Source organism: Methylocapsa palsarum (assembly GCF_900114285.1).
Taxonomy (GTDB): domain Bacteria; phylum Pseudomonadota; class Alphaproteobacteria; order Rhizobiales; family Beijerinckiaceae; genus Methylocapsa; species Methylocapsa palsarum.
This window is the reverse complement of the sequence record NZ_FOSN01000003.1, coordinates 186,091-209,891: the sequence shown is the minus strand read 5'-3', so window position 1 is coordinate 209,891 and position 23,801 is coordinate 186,091. Positions and strand designations below refer to the sequence as shown.

Genomic DNA, 23,801 nt, shown 5'->3' with positions numbered 1-23,801 from the left:
ATCAGACCTGCGCCGCAAGGTCCGGCTCAACAAGACTCAACCGGCTGAGATCGGCGATGGTGCGGCCTTTTTCGTCGACAGAAACCGCGTCGGCGTATCGCATCCCGAACAGAAGATCGGCGTGTCCGTAGGTGCGCACATCATGAACCGAGGCCCCGAGCGCCGCATCGCGCGCCTCGAGGGTCAAAAACAGCTGGGCGTCGTTCTTGGCGAGATCTTGCGCATCTCGACCATGGAGAGGGCTCGACGAATCGATGACGTGCATCAGGGTCCAGGTCAAAGGAAACAGAGCGATGCTCGGCGTCAAAAGCGTCAGATAATTGAGCCGCCGGAAGCTTTGTCCCTCGGCGCTGGTTTCGTGCAATAACACGCCGAGCTGAGCCGACGCGCCGGTGAGTAACGTGAACCGGCCATTGGCGATGCGCAACATCAGGGTCGGCGCGCCGTTGTGAGTGGCGATGACGGCCCGATCGGCGAATATGATTTTGGCGCGTGGCCTCGAAAAGCGAACGAACAACAGGCCGGTCATGATCGCGGTGAAGGCCATGCCCGTTACGATCTCGATCGCCGAAACGGCGTGCCCATAAAAGGTCGCCGGCGCCATGAAACCGTATCCGACGGTCGCAAGAGTCTCGATGCTGAAGAAGAAGGCGTCCGAGAATGCGCCGGGCCGCGCGTTGGCGATGCAGCCCGGATTGATCATGTAGAGAAAAGCAAAGACAAGATTGATCGCGATTTCGGCGCCTATAAAGAGCAGGCCGAATTCCTTCCAGCTCAGGTCGATGGCGACATGATACGGATCGCGAAGATCGTATTTCGACACGCCGCGCTTGATGACGACGCTTTCGCCGAAAGAACCGATCCGCATCGCGCCGCGTTCGCCGCGCCGATCCTGTCCCGATCGCATCGGCGCGCTCGGCCTGAGGCCGCGCAGACGCTCGCTAATCCGGTGGAGCATGGCGGCGCGGCGCGAAAGACGAACGATTTCGCCGCTCACTTCTCATGCGGTACGGCGTAGCAGGTGTTGGGTAGACCCGGCGTATTGAACTTTACCGGCTCGCCGCACTTGTCGCATCCGGCGAGCGCGACCGACACGAGCAAAAGACCGGCTATGATGAAAATACCAGATCGGCGCATCCCATTTTTCCTTCCGACGAAATATTCAGACGACGCCCTTGATATCGACGTAGAGATGCTGCGGACCGCGCAGGGCGGCGCCGGCTCGATAGGGAGGCGGATCGGCGGCGAGCGTTGGCGCAATGAGACGCTTTGCGAGCGCGGTCAGAGCCGCCTCGGCTTCGCTCTTCGCCAGCGCGGCGCCGATGCAAAAATGCAGGCCCGCGCCGAAGCTGAAATGCTGATTGTTCTTGCGGTCGGGATCGAAGCGTTCGGGATTTTCGAATCGCTTCGGGTCGCGATTGCCCGCCGCCAGCAACAGAACGACGGGCGCGTCCCTGGGGATGCGCTCGCCCGCGATCTCGATGTCCTCGAGGGCCTTGCGCTTGACAAACTGCGCCGGAGGCTCGAACCGCAAGATCTCGTCGACAAGCCTTGGCGCGAGGGCCGGATCGGCGCGCAGCTTCGCCAGAACATCAGGATTGCGCAACAGCGTCAGCATACCGTTGGCGATGAGATTGACCGTCGTCTCGTGCCCCGCGACAAGCAACGTCACCGCGGTCGAGATGATGTCGAACCGGTGCAATTTTCCGGCCTTCTCGTCCTTATGCGTAGCAAGGCCGCTAAGGATATCGTTCGCCGGATTTCTGCGCTTGGCGCGGATCAGCGCGGCGAGATAGGAGCTGATCGCATCATTGTCGACCGCGATCCTTTGCTTGGCTTCCTGGCTGAGATGCAGGTCCGGGTCGAGGCCGGCGACAAGGCTGGTGGACCAGCCGTGAAACTTTTTCTCGTCCTCATGAGGAACGCCCAGGAGTTCGCATATGACCGTGACCGGCAGCGGATAGGCGAAATCGGCGACAAGGTCGATTCGCGTGCGCCCCTGCATCTTTGTGATGAGCTCATCGACGATCTCGTGAATGCGGATTTTGATTTTTTGCATCCGCGCCGGGGTGAATTGAACCAGAATATGCCGACGCATGGCGTCATGCTCCGGCGGATCGCGGAAGACCAGCGAACGATGATTGTGGACGATATGCGCCCGGAGCGGATTGAGGATCCAATCCTTGAACAGGTTCCCGGTCTTTGCATGCTGCGGCTTCGGCACAACTTTTGAGCTCAGGCGGGAGTCGAGCAACAGGGCGCGGATTTCATCATATGTGCTGACCACATAGATGCCGTTGTCCTGGCGCGCGACGGGCGTCTCCCGCAAGCGCGCATAGATCGGATAGGGATCGGGGCGAGCGGCGGGGTCGATCACGTCCGCGAAGAGGTTGCCGCTGGTCATCGCCACATCCTGTTGCGCAAACGCATGACTGCGCGCCGCGTTAAAACCTGATTTCAAAACGCTTGGGAGAGTGGGACACGTCGCCCATGTCCGTTTCCTTGCCCATGTCCGTTTCCTCGATATCAACCCGGTCGACCCGCGCCTGCGAGGGTCCTCGCCGGCAGGCTGAGCAGAAATCGTCAACAGCTTCGATTGGACCGTGAAACAGCGCCTCGACATCGCCGCTGGAGCAATTCCTGACCCATCCTGCAATCCCGCGCGCCTCGGCCTCCGCCCGGACCCAGGCCCGGTAGCCGACGCCCTGGACCCGGCCTCCAATAAGGACACGGACGGTCTTCTTCGCATCGCTCTCGTCGTTTACAATATTCAACGTCCCCGCGCCCGATTTTGATTCCCGCCAGTGAATCATACCGCGATATTGTCGATCAGCCGCGTTTTGCCAAGCCTTGCGGCCGCCAGGAGCCGGACAGGACCGTCGGCGAGCGCGCCGACGCGGGCGAGGGATTCGGCGTGGCGCGCCTCGATATAATCAATCACAAAGCCGGCGGCGGCGACGCGGGCGCTGGCGCGATCAAGCGCGACGTCCAGCTTCTCGCCCGCCCTCAGATCCGCGGCGCATTGATCGAGGGCCCCATGCAGGGCCGGCGCCTGCCGACGCTCCTGAGGGGACAGATACACGTTGCGGGACGAAAGAGCCAGACCGTCGGGGTCGCGGATTGTCGGCGCGCCGATGATCGCCGTCTCGACGTCGAGGTCGCGCGCCATCCGCGTGACGACCTTCAGCTGCTGGTAGTCCTTTTCGCCGAAGATCGCGACATCGGGGCGGCACTGATTGAGAAGCTTGGCGACAACCGTGGCGACGCCGGAAAAATGCGTCGGCCTGAACCGGTCTTCAAGCCCGGCGGCGGCCGGACCGCCGACCTCGATCCTCGTCGCGAACCCCTCGCCGTACATGACCGCCGGCTGCGGAGCGAACAAAAGATCGCCGCCGGCCTCGCGGAACAGCGCGGCGTCGGCTTCGAAGGTTCGCGGATAGGCGCTGAGATCCTCGGACGGCGCGAATTGCGTCGGATTGACGAAAATCGACATGACGGTCCGGCCCGCGTGTTTCCTCGCCTCGCGGACGAGCGAAACATGCCCGGCGTGAAGCGCGCCCATCGTCGGGACGAGAGCGATCCTTTCGCCCTGCCCGCGCCAGGATGCGATCCGCGCTCGCAGGGTCGCGACGTCTCGCGCCAGGGCGGGGCTTGCGGCGGAAAATTCGTTCATTTTGACAGGCCTTCCCTGCAGTCCCTCTAATGACTAGTCCTGGCCTTCGCAAGCTGCCGCCGCGACCAGCCGCCGGCGCTGGCGATCTCCCGCGTTCGCCCCGCGCTCGGTGGACTTCGGGTTGAGGTCCGCGTAATCATGCGAGGCGTTCGAATGAAAGGTTGATCATGGCCGAATCCATCAAGTCGGACTTGGCGTCGGACGCGCTCGCCTATCATCGCTGGCCGCGCCCGGGCAAACTCGAAATCCGCTCGACCAAGCCGCTCGGCACGCAGCACGACCTCTCGCTCGCCTATACGCCCGGCGTCGCCGCCGCCTGCCTCGCGATCGCCGCCGATCCGGCCGCCGCCCGCGATCTGACCGCGCGGCAAAACCTCGTCGCCGTCGTGACCAACGGCACCGCCGTGCTCGGCCTTGGCGACATCGGCCCGCTCGCGGCCAAGCCGGTGATGGAGGGTAAGGCGGTCCTTTTCAAGAAATTCGCCGGGATCGACGTGTTCGATATCGAGATCGCGGAAAAGGACATCGACCGCCTCGTCGACATGGTGGCCGCGCTGGAGCCAAGTTTCGGCGGGATCAACCTTGAGGACATCAAGGCGCCGGAATGTTTCGAGGTCGAGCGCAAATTGCGCGAGCGCATGTCGATTCCCGTGTTTCACGACGACCAGCACGGGACGGCGATCATCGTCGGCGCGGCGCTCCTCAACGCGATGGAGTTCGCCGGCAAATCAATCGAGAACGCGAAGATCGTCACCTCGGGCGCGGGCGCGGCGGCGCTCGCCTGCCTCGATTTCCTGGTGGACCTCGGCGCGAGGCGCGAAAACATTTTCGTCACCGACATCGACGGCGTCGTCTACAAGGGGCGCCCGTCGATGAACAGCCGGATGGAGACTTTCGCGCGCGACACCAACGCCCGAAAGCTCGCCGACGTCATAGGCGGGGCCGACGTTTTTCTCGGCCTGTCGGCGGGCGGAATCCTGAAGCCCGAGATGGTGAAGGAGATGGCCGAGCGGCCTCTCGTGATGGCGCTCGCCAATCCGACGCCCGAAATCGAGCCGGGCGAAGCGCGCGCCGCGCGTCCCGACGCGATGATCTGCACCGGGCGCTCCGATCATCCAAATCAGGTGAACAACGTCCTTTGCTTTCCGTATATTTTCCGCGGCGCCCTCGACGTCGCCGCCTCGACCATCAACGAGGCGATGAAAATCGCCGCCGTGCGGGCGATCGCGCTGCTTGCGCACGAGCCGCCTTCGGACGTTGTCGCCAAGGCCTATGGCGGAGAAAGCCGAAGCTATGGCAAGGACAGCCTGATTCCCTCGCCCTTCGATCCCCGCCTCATCCTGCGGATCGCGCCCGCCGTCGCGAGAGCCGCGATGGAGACCGGCGTCGCGAAAAAGCCGATCCAGGACTTCGCGGCCTATGAAGAAAGCCTGACGCGGTTTGTGTTCCGCTCCGGGTTCATCATGAAGCCGCTGATGCAGGCGGCCAAGATCGAACCGAAACGCGTCATCTACGCGGACGGCGAGGACGAGCGGGTGCTTCGCGCCGTCCAGACGATCGTCGAGGAAGGGCTCGCTCAGCCGATCCTGATCGGGCGTCCCGGCATCATCGACAAGCGCCTCGAAAGGTTCGGCCTGTCGGTGCGCGCGGGCAAGGATTTCGAACTCGTCGATCCCGAAGACGATCCGCGCTACCGCGACTATGTTGCGACCTATCTCGATTGCGCCGGGCGACTTGGCGTCACGCCCGACGCCGCCCGGACGCTGGTGCGCACCAATTCGACCGTGATCGCGGCGATTGCGGTGAAGCGCGGCGACGCCGATGCGATGTTGTGCGGCCTCGACGGGAGGTTCAAATCGCGGCTCAACCACATCCGCGACGTGATCGGTCTGCTGCCCGGCGCGACGGACTTCGCCGCGATGAGCCTGATCATCACCTCGAAGGGCGCGCTTTTCCTGACCGACACGCATGTGCGCGACGATCCGACCGCCGCCGAAATCGCGGAAACGACCTTGATGTGCGCCCACCACGTCCGCCGGTTCGGGCTGGAGCCGAAGATCGCGCTCGTCTCGCATTCTGACTTCGGATCCGACGACACGCCCTCCGCCGTCAAAATGCGCGCCGCGCTGCTCATCTTGCGCAAGACCGCGCCCGATCTCGAGGTCGACGGCGAGATGCAGGCCGGGACCGCCCTGTCGCAACCCATTCGCGAGCAGGTTCTGCCGTCTTCGCGGCTGAAGGGCGAGGCCAACGTCCTCGTCATGCCCAATCTCGATGCGGCGAATATCGCTTATACGATGACCATGGTCATGGCCGACGCGCTTCCGGTCGGCCCGATCCTGATCGGCGCCGCCCAGCCGGCGCATATTCTGACGCCCTCGACGACGACTCGCGGAATTGTCAATATGACCGCGTTCTCGGTCGCGGAGGCCCAAGGCGCTCCGGGTCCCTATTGAGGCCTGGGCGGGGGAATAGCCGCGGGCGGCGAACCCCTCGCGCCATCAAACGGGCCCAGAAGAAAACGCGCGCGCGTCTGGCCATCAGAATCCTTTTCTGTTAAGCTTGTCGCAGCGCACAAATCGCGGCCATATCCGCGTCGGTTCAAGCGAGAAAAGGCTTTTGTCGCGAATGACATCAAAAAAAACAGCATTGATTACCGGGGTTACAGGCCAGGACGGCGCATTGCTCGCCGAACTTCTGCTTTCCAAGAATTACGTGGTGCATGGCGTGAAGCGGCGATCGTCGCTCATCAACACCGACCGTGTTGATCACCTCTATCACGACCCGCACGAGGCGGACGTCGATTTTTTCCTGCACTATGGCGATCTGACCGACTCGACCAATCTGATTCGAATCGTCCAGGAGGTTCAGCCGGACGAGATTTACAACCTGGCCGCGCAAAGTCACGTCCAGGTGAGTTTCGAGACGCCTGAATACACCGCCAATTCCGACGCGATCGGCACCCTCCGCATTCTGGAGGCGATCCGGATTCTCAATCTCGGCGCAAAGACCCGCTTTTACCAGGCGTCGACGTCGGAACTATACGGCAAGGTGCAGGCGGTTCCGCAAAGCGAGACGACGCCATTCTACCCGCGCTCTCCCTATGCGGCGGCCAAGCTCTACGCCTATTGGATCACCGTGAACTACCGCGAAGCCTACGGCATGCACGCCTCGAACGGCATCCTCTTCAATCATGAGGGGCCGACGCGGGCCGAAACCTTCGTCACCCGCAAGATCACCCGCGCGGTCGCCGCCATCCACCTTGGCTTTCAGGACAAGCTTTTCCTCGGCAATCTCGACGCCCAACGCGACTGGGGCAACGCCCGCGATTATGTCGACGGCATGTGGCGCATTCTGCAGCAGGACGAGGCCGACGATTATGTCCTCGCCACGGGCGAAACCCACACGGTCCGCGAATTCGTGGAGCGCGCTTTCGCCGAGATCGGGATTATCATCGGATGGAAAGGCGAAGGCGTCGCCGAACGCGGGTTCGACGCCAAGACCGGACGGTGCCTTGTCGAAATCGACGCCCGCTATTTCCGGCCGACGGAAGTCGATCTGCTTCTTGGCGATCCGACAAAAGCGTTCCACAAGCTCGGCTGGAAACATACGACGACATTTCCCCAGCTCGTCTCGGATATGGTCGCGAGCGACCTCATCGTGATGAAGCAGCGCGGCCGGGTTTAGGGGAGCGACATGCCCAGTTCCACAGGGAAGCGGCGGATATGGATCGCGGGGCATCAAGGCATGGTCGGCTCCGCGATCGTGCGCCGCCTTGCCGGAGAAGACGTCGAGATCTTGACCGTCGGGCGCGCCGATCTTGATCTGCGCGATCAGCGGGCGGTCCAGGTCTGGGTCGCGAAGGAGAAGCCCGACGTTATCATCCTCGCGGCCGCCAAGGTTGGCGGCATCTACGCCAATGACGCCTATCCGGCGGACTTCCTTTATGAGAATCTGGCGATTGAAACCAACATCATCCACGCGGCGCATCTCGCCGGCGTCGAACGACTGGTCTTCCTGGGTTCGTCTTGCATTTACCCGAAGTTCGCGCCGCAGCCAATCAAGGAAGACGCGCTTCTGACCGGCCCGCTCGAGCCGACAAACGAATGGTACGCGATCGCGAAAATCGCCGGCCTCAAAATGTGCGAAGCCTACCGGCGGCAATATGGCCGACGCTACATCTCCGTCATGCCCTGCAACCTTTACGGCCGGAATGACAATTTTGATCTCTCGACGAGTCACGTTCTGCCGGCGCTCATTCGCAAATTCCACGAAGCCAGGGAAGCGGGTCGCAAGGAGGTGGTCGTCTGGGGCACAGGAACGCCGCTCCGCGAATTCCTCTATGTCGACGATCTGGCCGATGGCGTCGTCTTCGCGATGAATCATTACGACGGCGCGGAACCGATCAATTGCGGCGCGGGCTCCGACGTGACCATCCGGGAACTTGCTGAAACCGTCGGTCGCGTCACGAAATTTTCGGGCGAACTTGTCTTCGACACGACCAAGCCCGACGGGACCCCGCGCAAGCTCATGGATTCGAGCCGGATGGCCGCGCTGGGCTGGAAACCGAAAACCTCGCTCGAAGAGGGGATCGCCGACGTCTACGGCTGGTTTCTTCGGGAGTTGGGAAAAACGAAAACAGAAGCGGCCGTAATCTGAAGGGCGGCGGCCGGGTTCAATCCCGTTGGCTCGCGTCGCGCCATGGCGAGATCTCGCTGGCGGGGCGCCAAGGGGTTAAAGGGGCCCGTGACCAAAAGCCATCTGGTCTTCCGCGCAATGTCATTGCAGTGACTTTTGACCGGCCTTAGGCTATGGAACAGGTGATCGATTCTGGTTCAGCCTCCGGTTGAGACAGATTGCGTATTTGTCGATGTGCTTTCGCTCGTTTTTCTTAAACTGTCGTTCGATTTCTCCGCACTCCCCGAATTTTCCATCCCTCGGCCAGCCAGCAAGTCATTTCGATGTTCATCGCGCTCGGCGTTCTTCTCGGCGTCATAAGCCTCAGTCCCGCGATTCTCACCGTGGACGGGCCCTTTCTGCCTTGCCTCGTTCCCTTGCTCGTCTCGATCGGGCTGATCCTAGTGGCGATGGATTTACCGCTTAGCGACGCGCAGCGTTTCGCCAGACTGGTCAAGCCGTTCGTCATCGTCGCATCCATCCCGGCGGTCTGGCTTTTAATCCAGATCATCCCGTTGCCGTCGTGGCAGCCCCTGCCCTCGACGAAAATTTCGCTTCTCGCCAATCCCATCTGGACAAGCCTTGCGCCTGGGTTTCGAAATGGCGCGCATGGCGCCATCAGCGTCGATATCGGCGCGACCGCGATGGCTCTGGTGCGCTATTTGTCGATCGTCGGCGTCGTCCTTCTGACGGCGGCCCTGACCATCAATCGCGACCGGGCGGAATCTGTCCTTGTGAGCCTGACCGCCGCGAGCGTGCTGATCTCGTTCGCGGTTGCGTGCAGCGACCTTTTCGGCGTCAATTTCGTCACTGACCGCGAAGAGGCGCGGGACTGCGCCTGCCTTGGAATTGTCCTGTCGGCCGCTTGCTGCTCCCTCGTGTTCGAACGCAACGAAACACGGCGAAGCAAGTCGGGCCGGCGCGAACCGGAGTTTATTCTGGCTGTAGGGGCCTCGCTCGCCGCATTCCTCATCTGCGCCATAGCGATCGCCCTGGCGCATTCGGGATCGTTGATTTTCGCCGCGAGTTGCGGGTTCGGCGCGTTCGCCGCGGTGATTTTGGTCCGGCGGCTCGATTTAGGCCGGTGGGGCGCGGCCGCCATTGGCGTGACGGCGAGCGTCATAGCCTTGGCCCTGGTGAGCGGAGCGGCCGGTTCCAGCCAGGATCCGAGGCTCGCCTTCGTGAAAAGAGACGCCGCCTCCATCGAATTGACCCAGCGGATCCTTCTCGATGCGCCTTTCCTGGGGAACGGAGGCGGGACGTTCTCGGCCCTGGCTCCCATCTATCAGTCAAGCGACGCGCATTCGCGCGCCATCCCCGCAGCCACATCTGCGGCGGAGATCTCCATCGAGATGGGGCGGCCGATCCTCTGGGGAGCCGCGCTGGCCGCCGCTTTCGCCTCCATCAGCCTGATGCGCGCTTCGGCGCAGCGGGGCCGCGACTCGTTTTATCCCGCGGCGGGAGCCGCCAGCCTGATTGTTCTGCTCGTTCTGGCCTTCATAAATCCTGGCCTTTTAGGGTCGGCTATTCCGTTGGTCGGGGCGGGCATTCTGGGATTGGCGATCGCCCAATCACAGGGCCGGACATCGTCGTAGATCATCATCGAATTTTCGTTGAAAACGAACCAATTTGTTCGCCTCGGAATTCTATATTTAAAAATGGATATTCTTGAGAGCTGCCGGGTTCAGCTTATGTTTTAAGGCAAAACGAGGTTACGCTGATGCCGTTCCTTAATATTGATCACGATCTGAAGAAGCTTGCGCTCGCGATCGGATTGATGCTGGTTACGTCCCAGGGACTCGCGCAACGGGCCGAGGGGCCGTTCGGCGAATTGTCCGGCCATTGGTCGGGAGCCGGAGAGATCACAATGGCGAACGGCGCATCCGAGCGCATCCGCTGCCGCGCGACCTATGCCGTCAACGGCGGCGGAACGACCTTGCGGCAGAATCTGCGCTGCGCCAGCGACAGCTACAAACTGGACATCAACGCGAGCGTCGCCTCGGAAGGAGGCGCGCTTTCGGGCAACTGGACGGAGACGACGCGGAACGTCAGCGGCAGCGTGTCCGGCCGGGCCACAGGCTCGGACATACAGGCGCATGTTGGCGGGCAGGGTTTTTCCGCTTCGCTCGCCGTCAAAACGAAGGGCGGGCATCAGACCGTGTTGATCCGGCCCGGAAGCGGCACGGACGTCGCGAGCGTGTCCATCACTCTGCGTAAAGTGTAAGCCGCGCGGCTGGGCTTTACCCGGAAACGACCTTCGCCTCAGCTGGATCATCCGCGACGGGCCGTCCTGCGCAAGAACATGGCTGTTGGTCGAAGGATCAGCAGATCGGCGACAAGCGCCGCGACCATGGCGAATGCGCTCAACCAGCCGAACAGGCGGAGCGAAGGCAGATCCGACAGAACCGTCACGGCGAGGCCGCACGCCAGCACCAGCGTGGTCAGGATCAGGGCCGGACCCACAAGGACAGTCGCCCGCTCGACCGCGACCGCTGGATCCGCGCGGGGATTATCCTCGAGTCTCAGCCGGTTGAGAAAATGGATCGTCGCGCTGAGCCCGAGCCCGAACGACACCGTCAAAGCGACGACGCTCGCGAACTGCAGGCCAAGCCCTGTCGCCTCCAGAAGCGCGCCCGAAGCGAGGACCGGGAATATTCCGGGCAGGATGCTCACGAGCATCACGATGAAGGAGCGAAAGGCGAGGCCGATAAAGGCGGCGACGAAGACAAACTCCACAGTCAGGCCCAGACTGAGTTTTTGAATCATCTTGGCGCTGTTGCGCGCTGCGATCGCAGATAGGCCGGTGACGGAAATCTTGTAGCCGGGGCGACTTGCACGGACGGCGTCGAGGGATTTGTCCAGCGCGTCGATCACCGGCAAGAGCCGGCTCGCGTCGACGTCGGGAATGCGGCCCGAGACCACCACCGCGTCCTGCGTCGCGTCAATGAAGCGCCTCGTCAGATGCTCCGGGAGAAGATCGACATATTGCCGCAATGTCGCGGCGTCGGCATGGCCCGCGGCGGCGAGCCATCGTCTCAGGGTTTCCAGCGACCAGACATTGCCGACTCCCGCCTGCTTCTCGACGATGGAATGAACCGCCCCAATGACGCCGAGCGCCTCATCCGAATAGAGCCGCGCTCCGTGCGGCAGTTCGATCAGCACGTCGATCGGATTGGCGCCCGCCAGTTTGGCGTCGAGCCGTCCGCCGGCTTCGACGGCCTGGCGCTTATCCGGCACCTGATCCGCGAGACGGTACCTTGGCTGCAATTGCGCGTAGACGACGCCGAGGCCAGCCACGGTCAACAACGCCAGGAGACTGTAGAGTCCGGGTCGTCTCACCATGCGCGCCGCAATCCAGGCGCAGAACCGTCGCAGCGTTTCGACGCCCATGTCCGCCCTTCGCGCGCTTTCCGCGAAGGCGGCCTCGCCGCGCAGCAGCAGCATCCCAAGCATGGGCGCAAGGACAAGCACCGTGACGAGCGCGATGATGGTGGCGATGAGCCCCGCCCGGCCGAACGCGCGGATCAGATCTGAATTCGAAAATTGCAAGGCAAGGAACGAAAGCGCGGCGGTCGCATGAGTCAGAACGCAGGCCGGGCCGACGGTCAGCAAGGCGTTGCGCAGCGCATCGCGTTTGGTCTCGCCTGCGATCAGCCGATCCCGCGCCGCGAAGGTCAACTGCATGCTGTCGGAGAAGCTGATGACCATGATGAGGGGGGTCATCACATTCAAGAACATGTTGAGCCGAAACCCGAGCCAGCCGAGCGCGCCAAGCGCCAGCAAGATCGCAATCAGCGGCGGCGCGGCGGCGATGATCATGAACGACACGCGGCGGAAGAAGAGAATGGCGATCAGGCACCCTCCGGCAAAGCCGATCGAATTGTAGACAAGCCTGTCGCGCTCGACCGCTTCGCGTATCTCGAGTTGCATCACCGGAACGCCGGACAGCGCGGCCGTAACGCCCGGCGCGCCAAGAGCGTCCGCGACGGTCCTGCGGATCTCGCCGATGACGTCGCGCAAGCCGCGGCCCTCGGTTACGGTCTGATCGAGTGCGAGAACGATGAGGGTGAGCTGACCGTCCTCGGACAAGAGCTTGCCGCGAATGATCTTGTTTTCCATGACCTGTTTGATGAGGTCGGAATAAGCGGCGCCTTCGGGAAGTTCGCCGGGGAACAACGGCGCGGGAGTCCCGCCGTTCTCCGGCGGTCGCCTCGCGGAGAAAATCGAGATGATTCCGCGCGTCCCATCGATTAGCTGAAGGTCGGTGACGAGATCGCGCAGGCGTTCCAGCGACTCGCGGGCCAGAAGCTGCTTGCCTTCGACAACGATCAGGACGTCAAATTCGCTGGAGGGGAACCGCCGCGTGACGTCTTCGTATTGCTTGAACTCCCGGCTGTTCGAACGGAACAATTGACTGAGCGAATCGTCGACTTTGAGCCTTGCGAAGCCAAAGCCGGCGACGATCACAAGGGCGAGCGTGAGGAGGGCCACGATCCTCGGCCATAACACTCCGATCAGGCCGATACGCTCGGCCCCGAATGCGAGCGCGTGGAGAGGCCTTCCGGCAGTTTCTTGCGTCGGCTTGAGCGGAGCGCGCCGATTGCCAAAAGTCTCGATGCGCAGGGGAATATCTCCTGATCTCAGGCGAAACCAATATCTGAGCCAATAACTTGAGCTAAACTTTTCAAGTTGCCGGCGATGATGGTTATGATATGCGTTGACAATTATATAACAAATACTTTCCCAACAGAATCAACAGGCAGGTAAAGTTGGAGAACGGCGTATGCGCCATTTTGGTGCCGAAGAGACCGCAAAAAAATTCGAATGGGACGATCCTTTCGATCTCGACGGCCAGCTCGACGGCGAAGAGAAGGCGGCGCAGGCGTCGGCCCGTTCCTTCGCGCGGGACATCTTGCTGCCGCGCGTCATGGTGGATTATCGCGACGAGCGGTTCGATCGCGGGCTGATAGCCGAAATGGGCGCCGTGGGACTGCTCGGTTTGTGCCTGCCGCGGGAATACGGCGGCGCGGGCCTAAGCCATGTCAGCTACGGACTCGTCACGCGCGAGATCGAACGCGTCGACAGCGGCTACCGAACGGCCCTAAGCGTGCAATCGTCCCTCGTCATGCATCCGATCTACGCGTATGGCGACGAGGATCAGCGACGAAAATTCCTGCCCAGACTCGCCAGCGGAGAGTGGATCGGCAGTTTCGGCCTCACCGAACCTGACTCCGGTTCCGATCCGCAATCGATGCTGACCACCGCCGAACCGATTCAGGGCGGCTATCGTCTTCACGGGGTGAAGACATGGATCACAAACAGTCCGGTGGCCGATATTTTCATCGTCTGGGCGAAATCGCAGGCGCATGACGGCGCGATCCGTGGGTTTATCCTTGAGCGCGGCATGCGCGGCCTTGAAACCCCGGCGATCAGGAACAAACTCTCCCTTCGCGCCTCGATCACTGGCGAAATCGTCATGAACGGGGTCGAGGCGCCAGAGGCCAATCTCTTGCCGCGCGCGTCAGGCCTCAAGGGACCATTCGGCTGTCTCAATCTCGCCCGTTTTGGCATCGCCTGGGGCGCGATGGGGGCCGCGGAATTCTGCTTTCAGGCGGCGCGGCGCTATACGCTTGAGCGCAAGCAATTCGGCAGGCCCCTCGCCGCCAATCAGCTGATCCAGAAGAAACTCGCCGACATGGAGACCGAGATCGCGCTCGGCCTTCAGGGGGCGTTGAGGGTCGGTCGGCTCGTCGATCAGGGCCGGGCCCCGCACGAGGCCGTGTCTCTCATCAAGCGCAACAACAGCGGCAAGGCTCTCGACATCGCTCGCGCCGCCCGCGACATGCATGGCGCCAACGGGATTTCCGCCGAATTCCACGTCATGCGCCATCTCGCCAATCTCGAAACGGTGAACACCTACGAGGGGACGCATGACGTTCACGCGCTCATCCTCGGCCGGGCCATCACAGGACTCCTGGCCTTCTGCTGATCCAGCGCGGCCGCGGGGGGCGCGGCGCCTCTCGAATGCGCCCGCGGATGCGGGAAGCTTCGGTCCGGCGACCCTCAAGTTCTGATCTAATACGCGACGAGGCCCTTGGCGTAGCGGCGCCAGTTGGCGACATAATGCGCGGCGCTTTCGCGTAGACCCGCGACAGCCGTTTCATCGAGCGTACGGATCAGACGCGCGGGGCTGCCGACGATCAGGGAATTGTCCGGAAACGCCTTGCCTTCAGTGACGAGGGCGTTGGCGCCGACGAGGCAATTGCGGCCGATCGAGGCGCCGTTCAAGAGCGTCGCGCCCATTCCGATCAGGCTGTTGTCGCCGATCGTGCAGCCGTGAAGTATGGCGTGGTGGCCAATGGTGCAATCCGCTCCGATCGTCAGAGGATAGCCCGGATCGGTGTGCAGCACCGACCCGTCCTGAACGTTGGAGCGCTCGCCAATGAAAATCTCTTCATTGTCGCCGCGAAGCGTCACGCCGAACCAGATCGAAACGTCCGCCTCCAGGCGGATTTTACCGATGACCTGCGCATCCGGCGCGATCCAGTACCTGTCCCGGGGCGGAAGGATCGGCCCGACGCCATTGAGCGAATAAAGAGGCATGCAGCCGGCTCCCTTTGCAAGGACTAAAGTTACTTTCCAGTCGGCGCGCCTCCGGCCCGCCCCCGTCCCGCTTCAGTACGCCTCAAGATCGAAATCGAGAATCGCCATTTGCAACGTGTAGCTCGACTGCTTGGCGTCATCCGCGGAAATGACGCCAAGAAATTCCTCGCCGTTGTTGAGTTCGACCGAGTCGTTTTTCTTACCGCGGGGAACGATCTTCAAGCTTTCGGCTTCGAAAAGCCGCCGCAGATATTCCTGGAGGACCGGCCGCCCGACCGGGATTTTCATCTCGAAGGCGAACGAGCGGTCGCCGTCCTCGTCATCGACGACAATGGCCCCGATTTTCCGCTCGCCGAGATGCACGTCGGCGTCGTCGGCGTTCTTCTTGCCGGGCGTCACCTTGATGCCTTGATTACCCAGGGAATGCTGCAGGAAAGCCTGCAATTTCTTCAATTCCGCTTTGTCCAAAGGGTGTTTTCTCCACGGCCGACCTTACGATTGCGTTTGCCAGAAAAGGCTTGCCGCCGCAACCTTGACCCGCAGACGTTCACAGGTCCAACGCACGCTCAAGGCCGCTGGTCGAGAAATTCAAGGACGCCGGCCTTGAACACCTTGTCTCCCACCGCGGAATTATGGTCCCTGCCCGGGATATCGAGGGCGCGTCCGGCGGGAAACAATGCGGCGAGCCGGGAGGCGTCGCCAGCGATAGAGTCTTCAGTCCCCGCGGCGACGAGGATCGGAATGCGGATCGCGCCCGCCTCCGCCTCGCTCATCGGTTGGCGCGCGCCGCGCATGCACGCCGCAAGGGCGGCAAGATCGCTTTTTGTGGCTTCGGCGAAGCTGCGGAACGCTCGCTGCGCTGGATCGGACAGGTCCTCAATCGAAGCGGCCTCCATGGCGTCCGCGACGCCAAGGGGCAAACCGGACCCGTCGATCAAATGATATCCGAGGCCGCCAAGAATCGCGGAGCGAAGACGTTCAGGATGGCCCTTGGCTAAAAAGGCGGCGATGCGCGCGCCCATCGAATAACCCATGACGTCGGCGGTTTCGATGTCGAGATGATCGAGCAGCGCGCGCGCGTCCGCCGCCATTTTCGAGACGGCGTAGTCCGACGGCTTGTAAAACTTTTCGCTGCGGCCATGGCCGCGATTGTCGAGCGCGATCACGCGCCGCCCCGCATCCGTCAGCGTCTTGATCCATTGGGGAAAGAACCAGTTCACGGCATGGTTCGAGGCGAAACCGTGGATCAGCAGAATTGGCTCGCCGCGGTCGAACCGCTCGGGCCATTCGTCTACGAAGGCGATGCGCGCGCCTTGGCCCGAAAATTCGAACAATGACGTCTCTCCCATTAATGACGTCTCCTTGAAAATGACGTCTCCTTGAAGCGTCGCCCGCCCTGCGGCTGTTCAGACCGGAGACGTAGCAGTTCATACCGGAGGCGTAGCAGTTGCGCCGCGCCTGCGTCACGAACCAGACAACGCCCGTCGTATGAAAGCGCGCGAAGTTCGCCGGCAATGGTGGCGAAACTGCTGCAACTGCGTTAATCTATCCAGACAAATCCGCGCATGGGCCAAATCGACATGAATCGTTATGAACGCCGACCAATCACGGCGGGAGAAGCCGAACTCGAATATCTGGATGGAGAATTTCGAGTTCTGCGTCCGGGAAATTTCGTTCGCTGCGCCGTCACGGGGGTAGCGATTCGTCTTGAAGATTTACGGTACTGGAACGTTGATCAGCAGGAGCCTTACGCCGGCCCCGAGGCGAAGCTGCGCAAACTCGGGGTCAAGGGCGTCAAGACTCAAGACTAGAGCGTTTTCCGATCGCATGAAGTCATGCGATCGATCAGAAATCGCTCCAGAGTCAAAAGCTTGAGCGTAGTCTTGTCGATTGGATGGCTTCAATCCAATCGGAATATGCTCTAACACCCGGCGACTGGCGCGGCGCACGCGGAAAGCTCCCCGTCAAACCGCGCCGGAAAAGTCGGCAATCAGGCCCGCGGCTCAGGGCAAGGTTTCGAAACCCTCCTTGAATCCCGCGAGGGCTAGCGGAATGCCGATGCCTTCCTCAGGCGTCTGAAAGATGATGAAGGTCGCGTTCTGGCCTTTCTTCATCTGGTCGATCAGTTTTTCCTCCATCACGACCTCGGCGACGCAGCCGGTTGGCAAACAGCGCACGAACCCGGCGCGGCCGACATCGACGTCATCGATCTTCAGCCCGAGCCCGGACGGCAGCAGGACCCCGAGCGGCGCGATGACGCGCAACAAGCGGCTTTTGCCGTCGGCGGTTTTAAGAACGATCACCACGAGATTGATGTTCGGCTTGTCCTCCGCCGCGACGCTCTGGAGCAATGCGCATTGCTCGCGCGCAGCTCCCGGCGGAGTTTCGCACCTTAACTCCCAATCGCCGTGCTTGGCTTTCACCATGCCCTGGCCAAACGCCGCAAAATTCCCGCAGGCGAGCAAAACGCCCGCAAAAATCACCGAAGCGAGGGACTTGACGAGTTTGCCGTGCGACCGATCAAGCGCCTGCGCCATGATTTCTCCAGGATTAGAACTTTGCGAGCGGCGCCAATTCCAGAACGAGCCCAAGGAAAGCCCATCCAGGCCTGTCCAGTGACGCCAACCCAAACGCGACCAGGGCCGAAAGTCAGGATTTCGGTCCCATCGAACGCGCTGGCGCTATGGACCACTAACAAAACCCTTGAGCGTGTCAAGCAAACCTCCGGTTCGCCGCATTTAGGGAACACTTCTTGCTGAACTGACGAATTGATACGCTTCAAGCGATCATATGACGCAACATTGACCGGCGCTCGCCGCGTTGCAATATGCGCGTCTTTGTGATTTGGAACGTCTCGCTAGACGAGTCCTAGGGAAAGTGGTAGGCGCGGCATATTCAGCCGTGCAAAATCGGAGCGCCGAAAGACATGAAAACCGCTCGCGCAGCCGCGAAAATTACTTCAGCCGCGGCGCCTTATTTCGACACGGCGACGATTTTTCGAGCTTCCCGGGCGCAGTTGATGCGCACGGGACTCTCGGTATCGGCTTTCCTCGCGTCCGCAATTTCTGCTGCGCGGGCCGACGGCTTTCCAACGCCGGGCCAGATCGGCTTCGGCGAAGCCGTCACCCCCATCGCGCACGAGATGCATTTTTTCCACAACTGGATTTTGCTACCGATCATCGTCGGCATCGTCATTTTCGTCTTCGGACTGCTGACCTACGTGGTCCTGAGATTTAACGAAAAGGCGAATCCGGTCCCGGCGCAGACGACCCACAATTCGACGCTGGAAGTGATCTGGACCGTGGCTCCCGTGATGATTCTGGTCATCATCGCGATCCCGTCCTTCCGTCTTCTCACCCATCAGGTCGTGGTGCCGGAAGCGGACATCACCTTGAAGGCCACCGGAAAGCAATGGTACTGGACCTACAACTACCCGAAGGATCAAGGCGGCGGCTTCGAATTCGACTCCTATCTTGTCCCCGAGGCGAGCCTGAAGCCTGGCGACATGCGTCTCCTGACCGTCGACAATATGGCCGTGGTCCCGGTCGGTAAAACAGTCCGGCTTCTCGTCACCGCAGCCGACGTCATTCATTCCTTTACGATTCCCTCCTTTGGCGTCCGCATCGACGCTGTCCCGGGCCGGATGAACGAAAGCTGGTTCAAGGCGGAGCGAGAGGGCACCTATTACGGCCAATGCTCCAAGATCTGCGGCAAAGACCACGCCTATATGCCGATCGTGTTTCATGTTGTCAGCCAGGAAGATTATGACGCCTGGCTCCTGGAAGCGAGCAAGAAATTTGCGTCGAACGATGCGGGTCCGCTCCGTCTGGCGTATAGTGCGGCGGGTCCGGCCGGACAACGCTGAGCTTCAAATCAATAGTTTCGAGGGAGATTCCCGTTGGCGACGACCACGAAAGATCAATTTATAGCGACAGGGGCCGCGACGGAGCAACACGGCGGGGAAGCCCATCCGACCGGGTGGCGGCGCTACCTGTTTTCGACCAATCATAAAGATATCGGCACGCTTTATATTATCTTTTCGCTGGTCGCCGGGGTCGTCGGCGGCCTGATGTCGGTCCTGATGCGCATGGAGCTTCAGGAGCCAGGCATTCAGGTCTTCAATCATCTCGCCCAGATCATCAATGGCGCGTCGGCCGATATCGCCATCGACGCCGCGAAGAACCTCTATAACGTCATGATCACCGCTCACGGCCTCATCATGATCTTCTTCATGGTGATGCCCGCGCTCATCGGCGGTTTCGGCAACTGGTTCGTCCCGATCATGATCGGCGCGCCGGACATGGCCTTCCCCCGTATGAACAATATTTCGTTCTGGCTGCTTCCCGCCTCGCTCACCCTCGCGGTCATCTCCATGTTCGTCGAAGGCGCGCCCGGGATGATGGGCTTCGGCGGTGGCTGGGTGCTTTATCCGCCCTATTCGTCGAACACCGGCGCCCCCGGCCCGGCGATGGATTTCCTGATCCTCTCGATCCATCTGGCGGGCGCGTCCTCGATCCTCGGCGCGATCAATTTCATCACCACGATCTTCAACATGCGCGCGCCCGGCATGACCTTGCATAAAATGCCGCTGTTCGTTTGGTCGGTTCTGGTCACCGCCTTTTTGCTCGTGCTGACCCTGCCCGTCCTCGCTGGCGCCATCACGATGCTGCTGACCGACCGCAATTTCGGAACGACCTTTTTCGATCCTTCGGGCGGCGGCGACCCGTTGTTGTTCCAGCACCTGTTCTGGTTCTTCGGGCATCCGGAAGTCTACATTCTGATCCTGCCCGCCTTCGGCCTGATCAGTCAGATCATCTCGACCTTTTCGCGCAAGCCCGTATTCGGCTATCTCGGCATGGCCTACGCCATGGTCGCTATCGGCGTCGTCGGTCTCGTCGTCTGGGCGCATCACATGTACACCGTCGGGATGTCGCTCGACACCCAGCGCTATTTCGTGTTCGCGACGATGGTCATCGCGGTTCCCACCGGCGTGAAGATCTTTTCCTGGATCGCCACCATGTGGGGAGGCTCGATCACGTTCAGGGCCCCGATGATCTGGGCGACCGGGTTCATCTTCCTGTTCACGGTCGGCGGCGTCACCGGCGTCGTCCTGGCGAACGCGGGCATCGACCGCGCCTTCCACGAAACCTATTACGTCGTAGCGCATTTCCACTACGTCTTGTCGCTCGGGGCTGTTTTCGCGATTTTCGCGGGTTTCTACTACTGGTTCCCGAAAATGAGCGGTTTCATGTACAATGAGACGCTCGCAAAGGCGCATTTCTGGATCATGTTCATCGGCGTCAACGTGACCTTTTTTCCGCAGCACTTTCTTGGGCTCGCGGGCATGCCGCGCCGCTATATCGATTATCCGGACGCCTTCGCTCTCTGGAACCGGATTTCCTCCTATGGTTCCTACCTTTCCGGCGTGGGTATGGTCCTGTTCTTCTACATCATCTATGACGCCTTCGCGAAGAAGCGCCTCGCCGGCGACAATCCCTGGGGTCCCGGCGCGACGACGCTCGAATGGACGCTGTCGTCGCCGCCTCCATTCCACACCTTCGAGACCCTGCCTCAAATTCAGGGCGCGGATCACTAGACCAATGGGTCTCGCCGTCGCAGGAGCGGCGGCGACCTTGGAACTTCACACGGCCTTGGGCCGCGCCTCGAACGAGAAGCGGCCTGAGCATGGTTCGGTCAGAGCGAAATCTGACCGATTCATTTTGAGGCTCTGGAAGATTTGAGAAGCTGGAAGATGGAGTGATTTCAGATCGACCGGATTTTGGATTGATCGCAGGAACCCATTTATCGCAGGAATCCATCGGTCGGAAAGCGCTTCGGGCGCATGGGGCCTTGCTGTCAGGCGGGCCGCGCATCGCAAGCGGCGAAAGTAAAGATAGAGTTGGTAAAAACATGAGCTTGGTCAGCGAAAGCGGCAATGAACGTCCTGCAGGTCTTGCGATCTCCATCGCGAGCCCGGGCGATTACATCGATCTGCTCAAGCCGCGCGTCATGTCGCTCGTCGTCTGCACCGCCCTCGCCGGCATTCTGATCGCGCCGCCGCATGTTCATCCTGTGATCGGGTTCGCGTCGCTTCTCGCGATCGCGGTCGGCGCAGGGGCTTCGGGCGCGCTCAACATGTGGTACGATTCCGACATCGACGCCCTGATGACGCGCACGCGCAAGCGTCCCATCCCATCTGGCAAATTGAGCCGCGACGACGCCCTCGCATTCGGCGCGATCCTGTCGGTTATTTCCGTGTTCACCCTGGGGCTTGTCGCGAACTGGCTCGCCGCCAGCCTGCTTGCGTTTACGATCCTGTTTTACGTTGTGATCTATACGATGTGGCTCAAGCGCTCCACGCCGCAAAATATCGTCATCGGAGGCGCCGCTGGCGCTCTTCCGCCGATTGTCGGTTACGCCGCGGCCTCCGGCGAGGTGAGCTGGGCCAGCTTCGCGCTGTTCATGATCATCTTCTTCTGGACTCCGCCTCATTTCTGGGCGCTCGCCCTGCTGAGGGCCAAGGATTATGAACGCGCCGGCGTCCCCATGATGCCGAACGCCAAGGGCGCCGACCGGACCCGGCTCGAGATCCTTCTTTACACGATCGTTCTGTTTCCCATCGGACTGGCTCCTTGGGCGCTGGGCTTCGCATCGCCCTTCTACGGCGTTCTCGCCGCGGCGCTCGGCGCGCTCATGCTGCTGAGCGCCGCGCGCGTCTTTCTCCATCGAACGGGCGAAGCGTCGGAACGCTATCCGAAGCGCCTTTTCGGCTTCTCGATCCTCTACCTTTTTCTTCTGTTCGCCGAGATCATCGCCGAACGCGTTCTCGTCATATTGCAAGACTTCAGCGGCATCCCGTTTTTACATGTTTTCACGGTGATCCCATGACCAGCGACAAGAAACCCGAAGGGATCGTTTTGACGCCGGCGCAACTGAAAAGCAGGAATCAGCGCAACACGGCCATCGGCCTCGCCGTGGCGTTTTTTGCTGTGCTTTTCTATGTTGTGACGATCGTCAAGCTCGGCCCTGGCGTACTCGTTCGTCCGCTGTGACGGGTTCGGCGCCATTGCCCGCTTCCGACCCGTCAGGGCGGGACCCAAAGGGGCGGACGCCGTCCCCGGTGAAAGGCCGGCGCGGAATCGCCATCGCAATCGCCGGCGCAAGCCTCCTGATGCTTGGCCTTTCATTCGCGTCAGCGCCCTTATACCGAATGTACTGCGCCGCGACCGGGTTCGGCGGCACCACCCAGGTCGCCAAGACGGCGCCCTCGACCAGAGGGTTGCGCGATTTCACCGTGCGGTTCGACGCCAATGTCGCTCCCGGTCTCACCTGGCGCTTCGAACCCGAAACGCCCGAGATCAAGCTCCGAACGGGCGAGACGGCGACCATATTCTACCGTGTGACCAACATGTCCGACCACGAGACGTCGGCACAAGCGATGTACAATGTCAGTCCGGAGAGCGCCGGCGCCTATTTCGACAAGATCAGCTGCTTCTGTTTCGCGGAACAGACCCTCGGGCCCCGTGAAACGATGGAGATGCCAGTCGTGTTCTTTCTCGATCCGGCGATCGAGAATGACCAGGGCATGAGGGACGTTCATTCGGTCACGCTATCCTATACGTTTTTTGCGGCGAAGCCTGTCGCCACGGGGGGCGCCGACGCAGGGAAGAAATCGTTGTGACCGCGGCCCTGCCGCCTTGACCGGCGCATTCAAAAGGGGCAAACGGCGGCGGTCCGCCGGGCAAACTCATTTCAGCGTCGCTTGAGAGGGCGGCGTACTTCAAACAAGGCTCGAGGAGCCTTCGAGCGGGAAAAGGGCATTTACATGTCGGACGGCCACGCGAAACCAAGTCATGATTATCATCTCGTCGATCCGAGCCCCTGGCCGATCCTCGGGGCGTCGGCATCCTTTGTCATGGCGCTCGGCGCGATCTTATGGATGAAGCATATTCCGATCGCGGGCGTTAAATTCGGCAGCTTCCTGTTTGGCGCTGGCGTCATCAGCCTCCTCTTCGTTCTGGCGTCATGGTGGACCGATGTCGTCAAGGAGGCCGAATTCGGCGGCTATCACACAAGGGTCGTGCAGATCAGCCACCGCTACGGGATGATCCTGTTCATCACTTCCGAAGTGATGTTTTTCGTCGCCTGGTTCTGGGCGTTTTTCGACGCCAGCCTGTTCCCTGGCGAAGCCATCGAATATTCGCGGACGGAATTCACCGGCGGAGTCTGGCCGCCCAAGGGGACCGAGGCGCTGAATCCGTGGCGCTTTCCGCTGCTCAATACGTTGATCCTTCTCACCTCCGGCACCACGGTCACCTGGGCCCATCACGCGCTCCTCAACGGCGACCGGAGAGGCCTGAAAATCGGCCTCGCCCTGACCATCCTGCTCGGGATGATCTTCACCAGCGTCCAGGCCTACGAATATTCCAGCGCGCCTTTCTCGTTCAGCGGATCGATATTCGGGGCGACATTCTTCATGGCGACCGGATTTCACGGCTTCCACGTGATCGTCGGCACGATTTTCCTGATGGTCTGCCTTTATCGGGCTTTCATCGGCCAGTTCACCCCGAAGCATCATCTGGGATTTGAATTCGCCGCCTGGTACTGGCATTTCGTCGACGTGGTGTGGCTGTTTCTCTTCGCCGCGATCTACGTTTGGGGCTCTTGGGGCGCCCCGATGGAGCATTAGGCCCGCTCCGGACTTGACGGCGGGCGCGGGATCTGCGCCCGTCCGAACCGCGTCGATTGTGGCGGGTTTGAGCCGCAGACACCGTGTTTCCTCACCCGGCAGCGCCGCCTTTGGCGTTTCGCGTTGGCAAGACCAGCAGGCCCGAGCCGCCCGCCTCCT

At 61.4% G+C, this 23,801-nt stretch carries 23 protein-coding genes; 13 read left to right on the top strand and 10 right to left on the bottom strand.

Features of this window, described 5'->3' with window-relative positions; all coding sequences use genetic code 11:
• Position 1 precedes the first annotated feature (1 nt).
• Genes BM177_RS05560 through panC form a run of 5 tightly spaced genes read right to left on the bottom strand, consistent with a single transcriptional unit; the run spans position 2 to position 3,673 of the window.
• Positions 2-997 (bottom strand): ion channel, encoded by a 996-nt coding sequence (locus BM177_RS05560; protein ID WP_091679456.1) that lies wholly within the window; start codon positions 995-997, stop codon positions 2-4.
• On the bottom strand, positions 994-1,137 hold the full coding sequence (locus BM177_RS19945) for a hypothetical protein (RefSeq protein WP_175492509.1): 144 nt from the start codon (positions 1,135-1,137) through the stop codon (positions 994-996). Before BM177_RS19945 ends, BM177_RS05560 begins: the two co-directional genes overlap by 4 nt.
• A gap of 25 nt (positions 1,138-1,162) precedes the next feature.
• Positions 1,163-2,404 carry a cytochrome P450 gene (locus tag BM177_RS05555; protein ID WP_091679453.1) on the bottom strand — a complete coding sequence of 414 codons (1,242 nt, stop codon included), beginning with the start codon at positions 2,402-2,404 and terminating at the stop codon, positions 1,163-1,165.
• Between the two features lie 40 nt (positions 2,405-2,444).
• Complete coding sequence (locus BM177_RS05550) at positions 2,445-2,774, bottom strand: acylphosphatase (protein ID WP_244532131.1); 330 nt, start codon at positions 2,772-2,774, stop codon at positions 2,445-2,447.
• Between the two features lie 35 nt (positions 2,775-2,809).
• The gene (gene panC, locus BM177_RS05545; protein WP_091679447.1) at positions 2,810-3,673 is read right to left on the bottom strand and encodes a pantoate--beta-alanine ligase; all 864 of its coding nucleotides are present in this window, start codon (positions 3,671-3,673) and stop codon (positions 2,810-2,812) included.
• Positions 3,674-3,840: 167 nt separating this feature from the next.
• Between panC and BM177_RS05540 the strand changes: the two genes are divergently transcribed.
• The 5 genes from BM177_RS05540 to BM177_RS05520 all read left to right on the top strand — a co-directional run bounded on the left by BM177_RS05540 (position 3,841) and on the right by BM177_RS05520 (position 10,574).
• The gene (locus BM177_RS05540) at positions 3,841-6,129 is read left to right on the top strand and encodes an NADP-dependent malic enzyme (protein WP_091679444.1); all 2,289 of its coding nucleotides are present in this window, start codon (positions 3,841-3,843) and stop codon (positions 6,127-6,129) included.
• A gap of 172 nt (positions 6,130-6,301) precedes the next feature.
• Positions 6,302-7,360: a GDP-mannose 4,6-dehydratase gene (gene gmd, locus BM177_RS05535; RefSeq protein ID WP_091679646.1), complete on the top strand. Its 1,059-nt coding sequence runs from the start codon at positions 6,302-6,304 to the stop codon at positions 7,358-7,360.
• Positions 7,361-7,369: 9 nt separating this feature from the next.
• Positions 7,370-8,332 carry a GDP-L-fucose synthase gene (gene fcl / locus BM177_RS05530; RefSeq protein ID WP_091679441.1) on the top strand — a complete coding sequence of 321 codons (963 nt, stop codon included), beginning with the start codon at positions 7,370-7,372 and terminating at the stop codon, positions 8,330-8,332.
• A 302-nt stretch (positions 8,333-8,634) separates the two neighbouring features.
• Entirely contained in the window at positions 8,635-9,945 is a 1,311-nt protein-coding gene (locus BM177_RS05525; protein WP_091679439.1) for a hypothetical protein, read from the top strand.
• A 125-nt stretch (positions 9,946-10,070) separates the two neighbouring features.
• Positions 10,071-10,574, top strand: coding sequence for a hypothetical protein (locus BM177_RS05520; protein ID WP_091679434.1), 504 nt, complete (start codon positions 10,071-10,073; stop codon positions 10,572-10,574).
• Between the two features lie 47 nt (positions 10,575-10,621).
• Here the strand turns inward: BM177_RS05520 and BM177_RS05515 are convergent, their stop codons facing one another.
• On the bottom strand, positions 10,622-12,967 hold the full coding sequence (locus BM177_RS05515) for an efflux RND transporter permease subunit (RefSeq protein WP_091679430.1): 2,346 nt from the start codon (positions 12,965-12,967) through the stop codon (positions 10,622-10,624).
• 166 nt (positions 12,968-13,133) lie between these two features.
• Between BM177_RS05515 and BM177_RS05510 the strand changes: the two genes are divergently transcribed.
• A complete protein-coding gene (locus BM177_RS05510) occupies positions 13,134-14,339 on the top strand; it encodes an acyl-CoA dehydrogenase (RefSeq protein ID WP_091679425.1) in 1,206 nt (401 codons plus the stop codon).
• Positions 14,340-14,425: 86 nt separating this feature from the next.
• Here the strand turns inward: BM177_RS05510 and BM177_RS05505 are convergent, their stop codons facing one another.
• From BM177_RS05505 to BM177_RS05495, 3 genes are all read right to left on the bottom strand, one after another.
• Complete coding sequence (locus tag BM177_RS05505; protein WP_091679420.1) at positions 14,426-14,953, bottom strand: gamma carbonic anhydrase family protein; 528 nt, start codon at positions 14,951-14,953, stop codon at positions 14,426-14,428.
• 72 nt (positions 14,954-15,025) lie between these two features.
• Positions 15,026-15,421: a DUF3126 family protein gene (locus BM177_RS05500; RefSeq protein ID WP_091679416.1), complete on the bottom strand. Its 396-nt coding sequence runs from the start codon at positions 15,419-15,421 to the stop codon at positions 15,026-15,028.
• Positions 15,422-15,519: 98 nt separating this feature from the next.
• Positions 15,520-16,302, bottom strand: a complete 783-nt coding sequence (locus BM177_RS05495) for an alpha/beta fold hydrolase (RefSeq protein WP_091679414.1) — start codon at positions 16,300-16,302, stop codon at positions 15,520-15,522.
• Positions 16,303-16,533: 231 nt separating this feature from the next.
• Here BM177_RS05495 and BM177_RS05490 point away from each other — a divergent pair, with 231 nt between their 5' ends.
• A complete protein-coding gene (locus tag BM177_RS05490; RefSeq protein WP_091679641.1) occupies positions 16,534-16,764 on the top strand; it encodes a DUF2093 domain-containing protein in 231 nt (76 codons plus the stop codon).
• A gap of 192 nt (positions 16,765-16,956) precedes the next feature.
• On the opposite strand, the gene BM177_RS05485 is transcribed toward BM177_RS05490, so the two are convergent.
• Entirely contained in the window at positions 16,957-17,490 is a 534-nt protein-coding gene (locus tag BM177_RS05485) for an invasion associated locus B family protein (RefSeq protein ID WP_091679411.1), read from the bottom strand.
• A 482-nt stretch (positions 17,491-17,972) separates the two neighbouring features.
• On the opposite strand from BM177_RS05485, the gene coxB reads away from it, so the two are divergent.
• From coxB to BM177_RS05460, 6 genes are all read left to right on the top strand, one after another.
• Entirely contained in the window at positions 17,973-18,818 is an 846-nt protein-coding gene (coxB, locus tag BM177_RS05480) for a cytochrome c oxidase subunit II (protein ID WP_091679638.1), read from the top strand.
• 60 nt (positions 18,819-18,878) lie between these two features.
• Positions 18,879-20,549 (top strand): cytochrome c oxidase subunit I, encoded by a 1,671-nt coding sequence (gene ctaD / locus BM177_RS05475; protein ID WP_091679635.1) that lies wholly within the window; start codon positions 18,879-18,881, stop codon positions 20,547-20,549.
• A 314-nt stretch (positions 20,550-20,863) separates the two neighbouring features.
• Positions 20,864-21,841 (top strand): heme o synthase, encoded by a 978-nt coding sequence (locus BM177_RS05470; RefSeq protein ID WP_091679632.1) that lies wholly within the window; start codon positions 20,864-20,866, stop codon positions 21,839-21,841.
• Positions 21,838-22,005, top strand: coding sequence for a hypothetical protein (locus tag BM177_RS19940; RefSeq protein WP_175492508.1), 168 nt, complete (start codon positions 21,838-21,840; stop codon positions 22,003-22,005). Before BM177_RS05470 ends, BM177_RS19940 begins: the two co-directional genes overlap by 4 nt.
• 68 nt (positions 22,006-22,073) lie before the next feature.
• Positions 22,074-22,634 carry a cytochrome c oxidase assembly protein gene (locus BM177_RS05465; RefSeq protein ID WP_425284368.1) on the top strand — a complete coding sequence of 187 codons (561 nt, stop codon included), beginning with the start codon at positions 22,074-22,076 and terminating at the stop codon, positions 22,632-22,634.
• A 144-nt stretch (positions 22,635-22,778) separates the two neighbouring features.
• The gene (locus BM177_RS05460; protein WP_091679407.1) at positions 22,779-23,642 is read left to right on the top strand and encodes a cytochrome c oxidase subunit 3; all 864 of its coding nucleotides are present in this window, start codon (positions 22,779-22,781) and stop codon (positions 23,640-23,642) included.
• The last annotated feature ends 159 nt before the right edge of the window (positions 23,643-23,801 follow it).